Source organism: Bacteroidota bacterium (assembly GCA_013696965.1).
Classification (GTDB): Bacteria; Bacteroidota; Bacteroidia; order JACCXN01; family JACCXN01; genus JACCXN01.
Genome location: JACCXN010000062.1, coordinates 1 through 8,907, shown reverse-complemented (window position 1 = coordinate 8,907; position 8,907 = coordinate 1). Strand labels below are relative to the sequence as shown.

The 8,907-nt window shown below is 33.2% G+C and carries 6 protein-coding genes and 1 pseudogene; 2 read left to right on the top strand and 5 right to left on the bottom strand.

Going from position 1 to position 8,907, the window contains the following annotated elements; genetic code table 11:
• Positions 1-572 precede the first annotated feature (572 nt).
• Positions 573-1,460: a T9SS type A sorting domain-containing protein gene (locus tag H0V01_10395; protein MBA2583777.1), complete on the top strand. Its 888-nt coding sequence runs from the start codon at positions 573-575 to the stop codon at positions 1,458-1,460.
• 362 nt (positions 1,461-1,822) lie between these two features.
• Here the strand turns inward: H0V01_10395 and H0V01_10390 are convergent, their stop codons facing one another.
• From H0V01_10390 to H0V01_10375, 4 genes are all read right to left on the bottom strand, one after another.
• Positions 1,823-3,706: a T9SS type A sorting domain-containing protein gene (locus H0V01_10390; GenBank protein ID MBA2583776.1), complete on the bottom strand. Its 1,884-nt coding sequence runs from the start codon at positions 3,704-3,706 to the stop codon at positions 1,823-1,825.
• Entirely contained in the window at positions 3,706-4,245 is a 540-nt protein-coding gene (locus H0V01_10385) for a hypothetical protein (protein MBA2583775.1), read from the bottom strand. Before H0V01_10385 ends, H0V01_10390 begins: the two co-directional genes overlap by 1 nt.
• Positions 4,246-4,247: 2 nt before the next feature.
• Positions 4,248-5,186 carry a T9SS type A sorting domain-containing protein gene (locus H0V01_10380; protein ID MBA2583774.1) on the bottom strand — a complete coding sequence of 313 codons (939 nt, stop codon included), beginning with the start codon at positions 5,184-5,186 and terminating at the stop codon, positions 4,248-4,250.
• 557 nt (positions 5,187-5,743) lie between these two features.
• Positions 5,744-6,229 carry a hypothetical protein gene (locus H0V01_10375; GenBank protein MBA2583773.1) on the bottom strand — a complete coding sequence of 162 codons (486 nt, stop codon included), beginning with the start codon at positions 6,227-6,229 and terminating at the stop codon, positions 5,744-5,746.
• 95 nt (positions 6,230-6,324) lie between these two features.
• On the opposite strand from H0V01_10375, the gene H0V01_10370 reads away from it, so the two are divergent.
• A complete protein-coding gene (locus H0V01_10370; protein ID MBA2583772.1) occupies positions 6,325-6,573 on the top strand; it encodes a helix-turn-helix transcriptional regulator in 249 nt (82 codons plus the stop codon).
• Between the two features lie 1,000 nt (positions 6,574-7,573).
• Here the strand turns inward: H0V01_10370 and H0V01_10365 are convergent.
• Positions 7,574-8,907: pseudogene (locus tag H0V01_10365) on the bottom strand (IS5 family transposase).

Here is an 8,907-nt window from a genome sequence, read left to right as displayed (position 1 = left end):
ATTACTTAGTTGGAATACTTTATGACCATAATTTTTGACGAGTTTTATTGAGTGGACTTTATGAATGCACTACGCACAACATTGCATATCCTCAAGTGGCGGTCTAGGTGCTCTATTGCAAAGCCTTTAATTTCTATTAATTTTGCTGCCCGCGGTTTTTGGTTCGGTGCAATAATCGCCACCTGCGTATATGCAAATACCGTTATATGATAGCGTATGGTTTTCGGAGAGACAGAATAGGCCGCAATCCTTTAGGCAGAAGCATTTAGCACCTTTTGTAAAACTCTCAAAAACAGAGCAACCAAACGCTTCGTGCTTTATCCTTTTTACCTCTCGCACAAAATTTAAAATTGCCAGCGCAGGAAATGGCACATTTACTTTTGCCCATACACACGAACCATCACACAATGCAAAAGGAAAAGAGCCATTTCCGCCTACCCACAAGTTTCTGCTTTGTATTTTAGATGATACAACTCATTATGAAATTTATTACTATTCTATTAATAAAGATTAAAATAAACATTAAGTTTGTTAATATAAGTCTTAGTTATAACGCATTTAAAATTTATGCTATGAAAAAAGGTTTACTGACATTGATTTTATTAGGTTTTGTAAAGCTTTTTGCCTTTGGACAAGACACTATATATTCAATTGCCTATAATTTTCCTCAACCTAATAGTAATTTTGAAGACCGAGACACTTCTAATTATTTTTATGTCGACACAAATCAACTGAATAACATTTGGCAAATAGGCAATCCTTCCAAATCATTCTTTGACATAGCTTATTCTGCACCACTCGCTTTATTAACAGACACAATAAATACTTATCCAGTTAATAATGTATCCTCTTTTGAATTAGTAATCCGTTCCGATGACGCAACCCATATTTCCTTTTGGCATAAAATTAATTCAGATACTCTGGCAGATGGGGGAATTGTTGAGATTTCTAGTGATGGTGGCGTCACTTGGACAAACATAGTCAATGCGCCTCAATTTACGTTAGAGAATTTTTATGAAAGTTCAAGTATTATTTCCAGCAACTCAAATAAACCTGGTTTTTCAGGAACGAAAGAATGGACAAAATCCCAAATTTTAGGTTATGCATTAAATTATGTAAGATTTCGATTTACATTCTCAAGTGACAATATAGAAACTAATAAAGATGGATGGATGTTTGATGATTTTGAGTTTAATTGTTTAGGAACAGGAATTGAATCAACTGTGCTAAGTAACAAAATAAGAGTTTTTCCCAATCCCAATTCTACATATTTAAATATAGAAACAGAAAATGAAACTATAATTAGTAGAATTAAAGTTTTTGATCTAAATGGCAGTTTATTATTTACCACAGAAAATTCATCAATTTTAACTTCTAGTTTAAATAATGGAATGTATATATTAGAGGTTGAAACTAATCAAGGAATAGTTCGAAGAAAAATAATAAAAAATGCGCCATAACACTGGATCCAGAAAAGTTGCAAATCAGCCCCACCTTCGGTATGAAGGAAATGTTCTGCGGCAGACTTTTATTCACTAGTCACAGAAGGGATTGGTGGCCTTTCTTGCCTTAATCATTCAGTAACTTTCTGCAATTTTAAAATACAGGGGCAGTCCTATGCTTCGCAATTTAATTTTTCTTCATGCATCCAAAAAATTGAAATACACAGCACACAAAACTGCACATTGGCTGCAATGTATTTAGAAAGCTAATTTTAATGATGAAAAAACAGAAAAACAAAATAAAAAAAGACTGCTTTCACAATTATAAGCAGCCTTTTTTTATTTGCAGTTAAGCTTAAAAAGCAAAGCTTATTAATGAATTATTGATGAACCAATTTTTTTACTTCAATATAATTCTCTCCATTTACTTTAATTATATAAACCCCTTTAGCATGGGCAGAAAGATCTATTTCAAACAAGGATTGTTCTGTATTAGGCTTATATTCATAGATAAGGTCCCCAATTAGGTTGAAGATTTTGATATTATGAATGTTTTTAGATTCGATAGTAAATTTGCCATTTGTAGGGTTTGGATAAAATTTAAAAACTGGAATATTAGCAATAGCAGTAGTTTCTTCCAAAAAAGCAGCAGGATTATTTGAAGTTTTTGCTTCATTGGAATTCTTTGATCTTCCTTTAGATTCAAAAATCCTCATTATTTCCTGAGGATCATTACTATTATTAATTCTATTTAATACAGTGGTTTGCTCTTGACAGTTAATTAAAGCTTCGGCAAAATCCTTTAATTCAAGAATTCCATCAATCAAATCCTGCTCTTTATTAATAATACAAATCCAACTATCAAGTTCTTCAAAATTGCTTGAATCTGAAATTATATAATTCCCATAAAAAATAGGTAATGCATCAGTTCTTTTATCTGCTAACACCAGTGATTTTGCTTTATCCATTTTCGCTGTATATTCAGCACTAATATCCGAATCAAGGATAGCTTTATTAATCCTAATATCCTCAATTGCTAAAAGACTTGCCATATATTGATTAGTTCCTGAACCTGTATTATTAATCAGTCCCTCTGAATAAGCTTTTCCTACAGCATAATGCATATAATTATAAGAAAGCTCTGTTACTTTTTTTGAAAGTGGAGTTGGTTGAGGAATGTTCGCAAATAATATATCTCTAAACTCATTTATCGCGTCAATGTAATCTTTACTTTCAAGTTTGTTTAATCCCCTTTCAAATTTTTTAAAAATTGAGTTAGGGCCTCCTTGGTTTGCTTCCGCCATTTCGTGCGGCTTATAAAAAGATTGGCGAGGCCTGGCAATTGCTGTACATACTATACTTCCCGGATTATTATCTGTTATAAAAATAGTAGTATTAATGCACATTGGTGAGCGAACATGATAATCAATACCATTTGCCGGACTGGTATTTGAAGAATTCCATCTGTTAAAATTGGCAATAATTGGGCTTGTAGGACAAGCATCAAAGTAAAAATTCCCATTGATGGCCTTGCCTTGGGAACTTTGTGGGCTAAGGTTGTTCTGTCCCTGATCAAGAAATAATTCATTTGCTGCGCCAATTATTTTGACTCTTTCAGTAGGGTTTGAAATTAGCGCTTCTTCTGCTCCTTGAATGGAAATCCTTCCTGTCACTCTAGATCTTCCAGATGGAGGAGATAGTGAAGGACTCATGTTAATTGATGCTCCGTCTCCTAAATATATTCCCTTGCTTGAACTATTATTTGTTGAATTAATATTACTGCAATTAACACTTAATAAAGCATTGCCTAAAAACACTATTCCATTACTTGAGGTATTGGTTACATTGGAATAATTAATAAATAAATTCCCTGTAGAACCTGCTATGTAATTAATCCCAGTAGGACTATTAAGAATGCTACTATTTTTAAATTCAGATGGCATGGTCATTCCCTGCGCAGACCAGCCTGTATTAGAATTATTTAAAAATTGAGTGTTTTCTATATGTGCTCCTTGCCCAACAGTTACTAAACCATAATCATTATTGCGAAAAATACAATTAGTGAATTTAATTGTTTCAGCAAAATTGGAATGGACATGATTTAAAGTTAAGACGGAATAAGCTCCATAGCGCCCATATTCAAAAGTGGAATTATGAATATGATGAGTTACATCAACCGAGGCATGAAGTCCATGATGATTATTTTTCGCACCTGTAGTAGATGTAAATAATACATTATCTAAATATAGGATTGAATTTGACACTATTTTTCGCTTGTATTTAATTTTTGGAATCCTTGAGCCGTAGGTGTCCATGAATCAAATGCTGCCAGTGGCAAACCACTTGCTGAATATAAAGTGCCATTTTGTAATGGTTCTTGTTGAAGTTTACCTAAAATGAGATTTAATCCATTCCCAAAATCAACCTCATCGCAGTTTACCTTTATTACTTTTGGATAATAGTCACCAAAAAGTTTATAGGAGCCAAAAGAGGCTTGGTAAAAATAGTCAGTAATAAAAGCGGGATTGCTTTGAAAACTAATCAAATTTGGGTTAAAATAAGTATGAGCATCCGTGGGGACCTGAGTAACTCCATTAATAACAGGCCAAGTAGGAGCATAATCATCACCTGATCCAAAACCACAAGGACATACCGATTGTGAGTAATCTATATCAACAAAAACAATAAAAGCCCTAAACTCACCTTTAGGAGGAATGCTAACGCCATTCTTTATTTCTCTTAATTGAGCATTAGCAATTATAGACATAAAAAAAAAGCAAATAATCAAATTGAAATTTTTCATATTTATTGTTTTATTAGTTTAATTAGATTTACTGATTCTGAAGTTGATACTTTGATAAAATAAAGTCCGGCTTCTAAATAAAAAACAGGTATTGAACTTTTATTAGGGAGATTATTTTTTGAAAATACAGTTCTTCCTGAATAATCTAAAATTGCAACATTATATGGTCCTTCTGTAGCACCTTCAATTGTAATATTATTATTCGCAGGATTTGGAAATACCTTTAAAGAATTATTGCCAATGTTTTCTTTAACTTTTACTTGATTAAAAAATGAATAAAAATCTTTGAATATTATGTCAATTCCCATTCCATTGGGAGAAGTTGTTGTATTATCACCAGTTAATACAAAACCACCTGGCATTACTCTCCAATTACTTCCAAAATAGTAATGGGTAGAATCCGTTAAATAATATGTCGGGCCATTTGTAAAGCAATTAAAATCAGAATCTGGCCAAACATCACTGCAATAAAATTCAGCATACGCTTCCGGTTTTATGGTATCAGTAAATGGTAATGTATCAGCATAAAATAAGCCCACATCATATTTAATGGTGATAGGCCAGATGCCGTTGTTTAATCTTATATTAAGATTCAAAAAATTCCATTGAGTAACAATGACTTTTGATATTGAATCTAAGGTGGGATTCTCAAGGAGTTCAATATAAAATCCACTCCCTCTTTTTACCCATTTTTCTCCAAAAGAAGTATCTGCCGCTCCTTCATTATAAGGTGGGGCCATCCAAAAATTCCCTCCGAAATGTCCGCTACTATTAGGATCATACCCAATGTAAACAGAATCTTTTTGTCCGCTGCCATCTTCCATCCATATAGGAAATGTCCATGCAGGCTGCTTTGTAGCACCAGGAATGGTATAAGTTTGGGATTTTACAGCAAAAACACTTAAAAACAATAAGACAACAATTGTAGTTTTCTTTCGCATAACTTTCAAAATGTATGTACACATGAATCTTTTAAGGATAAAATATAAAAAAAAATAAATGAAATCGGGGAAATCGATCTTTACTGGGGTAACTCAAAAATGAACGAGAAAAATTAATAGATAAACTATAGTTTTTCAAAGATAAATAAAATACTTGTAAATAATCATATTATTGTAATAAGTCATTGAATATCAGTTTTAAAAGTAAATTCAAAGAAAATAATATTTTATTTTATAAACTGTCCATTATTATTAGTAGTTTAAAAGCATAAGCCTTTATTTATATATGATGCAGGAACTTTGGGTTGGAGAAAACAGCTCTCTTTTACTTGTTCCTAGGTGTGTAGAATCTGCCCGTTTTGGAGAAAGTAAAAGATTCTATTTGTGTGTAGGGGGATTTCAATTTTTTTATGCCAAAAGAAATTAAACTACAAAGCGTAGAACTGGTTGAGTGTAAAAGGCAAGAAGACCCACCAATCACCTATATGCCCAGCGTATAATAAAGACTGCCGAGTAATAATTAATTGACTAAAGTGAATAGGTAAATGTATTACCTTTCAGAACTCAAAATCGATATTTCCACTATTTGTATAGTGTAGCAAAGTAATAAATTCAAAATAACCTTTCTTACCGAATCCTCTTAATTTTAGTAGATCTTTTACTTCATATTCCTCTAATAACTCCTTTAAATTTCGAGTACCTGTTGAGTTAAGCTTGTTATAAAGCCTTGAAGATATTTCAAAAGAAGCAAAATGTGCTGTGAGAAAATTTTCCTCACGGTTTGAAGTAATCCATTTCCGGAAATATGGATAATCCTGCCGGATTTTTATAGCTAAAATCCAAAGTTTATATTTTATTTGCGATAGACTTTTTTTAAGAAAAAGAGCAATGCTTTTTAAATCCATTGATTCATTAAGAAGATAGAATAATTCTTTTTCTGCTTTTCTCAAACTACATTGAGATGATTCAACCCATTGACAAATCCAATTACCATAAGGATTTATGGCTTCTTGATATTGATTCAATAGTGATTCATTAGACATTTTCAATTCATAACTATTTAACAAATTTATACAAAATATTGAATTATGGCATATATGCCCTAACAAATTACACAATAGAATTCCACCTTCGCAAAGTGAATACTACAAGAAATAAAGAATACATTATTGCTTTTGGAGAACAAATAAGAAAGCTAAGAAAAGAAAAAAGTATGTCAATGGAAAAGCTTGCAGAACAGGCTGACATAGAATATTCTCAAATAGCTAAGATTGAAAAAGGCAAAATCAATACAACAATAAGTACCGTTTTTAATTTGGCCAATGCTCTTCAATTACCTGTGGAGGATTTATTTAAGTTTGACTTTACATCTAGCAAAAAGCAATAATTCTTAAACTATTTATTTTCTAATTAAAGTTAAAAATTGGGTTTACAAAATCTATCCCTCGACCAATATTAGTACTAAACAAGAAAGCCAATGCTTATCCCCTTTCACACCGCCATAAGCACATTTACAATTCACACCAGCCATCTCACAATCCAAAAATTGCAAATAAGCTTCTGTCTTTCCCACCCAGGTAAAAGAAGAATTTTAAATTTTTCTCCCCCCTTTTAAAAAGGATAAAACACCCAACCCACAGAGCCAAAAAATGTTCTAATAATTATATGCAAACCGCAACAACAGGAGGGTTTTGAAAGGCAGGAAACGCCATCATATAACATTGCATATCCGCCAGTGGCGGTCTAGGTGCTCTATTGCAAAGCCTGGAATTTCTATTAACTTTGCTGCTCACGGTTTTTGGTTCGGTGCGATAATCGCCACCAGCGTATATGCAAAAACCGTTAGCCGTAAGCATTGCGGACCAGTGGGTCAGCAGGGGCAGTAAACCTTTTTCATTGAGCAACTTTTATACTACTTTCAACACCAGAAGCAGGCCCGCGCCTCGTGCTTTGTTTTTTTCCTCCCCGCAATAAAAAAATTGAAATCCCTACCGCACAAAATAGCACTTTGCCTTTTGCCTCAACCACACAGACCAACTCCCTCGGCAAAAGTCAAAAAGCTATTTTTTTTCCACCCAAAGTTCCTGCAATATTTATAAAGAATAGTTTATGCTTTTTTTTCTTAATTATTATTTTAGAAAATCGCATATAGAAAAAAACATAAAGGATTTATAGAAATGACCTAAAAAAATGTAGTTAGATTACAGTCTATTTAATGTTTATTTAGGGTCTGCTGAAAAACTCACAGAACTTATTTTTTAAAATTCCCATAAAATCCTATGCCTTGAGGTGTAATTTCCTGTTAAATCAATTACATTGATTTTGAAGGTGCTTTTTTCAATGAAATTTGCTTTTATACTTTTTAACATCTTAAATATAAAGCATGGGAGTGCCACCCCAGCCAACTTGACTAGGTTGAGCACCAAAAAGATGCTGGCAATCCAAGATTCGCTGGTGTTTTGTAACCTGGCTTTAATACGGTCTAAACCATATCCTGTTTTAGCTTGGCCAAATTTACCTTCGATTGGATTTCTTTCTCCTGGACTTACTACGATTTGCGCTGCCAATTTAGGACGTCCCAAGGGTTTGGCAATCAGCAATATTTCTTTTTCTTTCAAAGCCGCCCGGTTAGCTCGTGTACAATAAATTTTGTCTGCCAAAAGTTCCTTTGGATAGAACCCAAATCTTCTCTTGTATATTTCTATATACTCCATCAAATGGCTTCCTTCATTGAAAGCATCCCAGCTCAATTCGTCTAAAAATACAATTCCATCAACCAATGAGCAATGGATCTTAGCCCCAAACTCTACTTTGGATTGACTTTTTCCTCTTACTATAGGCCTTACATGGGGCTGATGAATACTTACAATCCTATGCTCAACTGTTTTGGTTTTTGTTTTGAACATCAATTCCTGTTGTTCAAAAAGCGTTTGGATCACATATAAATATTTAAGTTCGCTTTTTTCGAGAGGGATTGCCTCGTATTTGTCCAATAAACTATGTAAAAATTTAATGTTTCGTTTTAAAAAACGGAGTTGCTCTCCAACACCTTTCCTGATTATTTTACCTGTTTTGCTTTTTCTTTGTGCCGTATGGAGATATAATTTCCTTGCTTTTTCACGATAGCAACGTGGTTTTTTTTCATGTAGTTCTTTATTGTAAAGCCTATCGATTAGCATCTCAGATTTCTCCCTTGCATCATGGAGTAAATTCAAATCTGTTGGGTATGCAATGTCCTGTGGGCAAGCAGTTGCATCCATTATTACTTGTCCTTTATTGTTGTTTTTCTCGTCTGGCCCTTGGTCTTTGTTTTCTGCTTTGGGAGCATTTTTTTGTTCTAATTTTGTTTTTAAGTCAACAATTTTTTCGTTGATTTCATTTATCACATCCATTCCTAATTGTTTGCGGAACTCTACAAACAATGATGCATCGAATGGAGCTTCGTCCGAGAAGCTTGAATATCCCAGGAAATATTGCATATAAATATTTTCGGAAATTTGACTTACCGTTTCCCTGTCATCAATATCACATAAGTGTTTGATAATTATGGAACCTAAAACTATTCTTGGGTTTAATCCAGGGCGGCCAGTTGTACTTTTTGGTATGGCTTTCCGATAAATATTACAAATCTCGTCCCATGGAATGAGGTTTGCCAAAATAACCCATCGATTATCTGAATTTAATTTTTTTTCGAATGGGGACTCAAATCCTTCTAAAACCA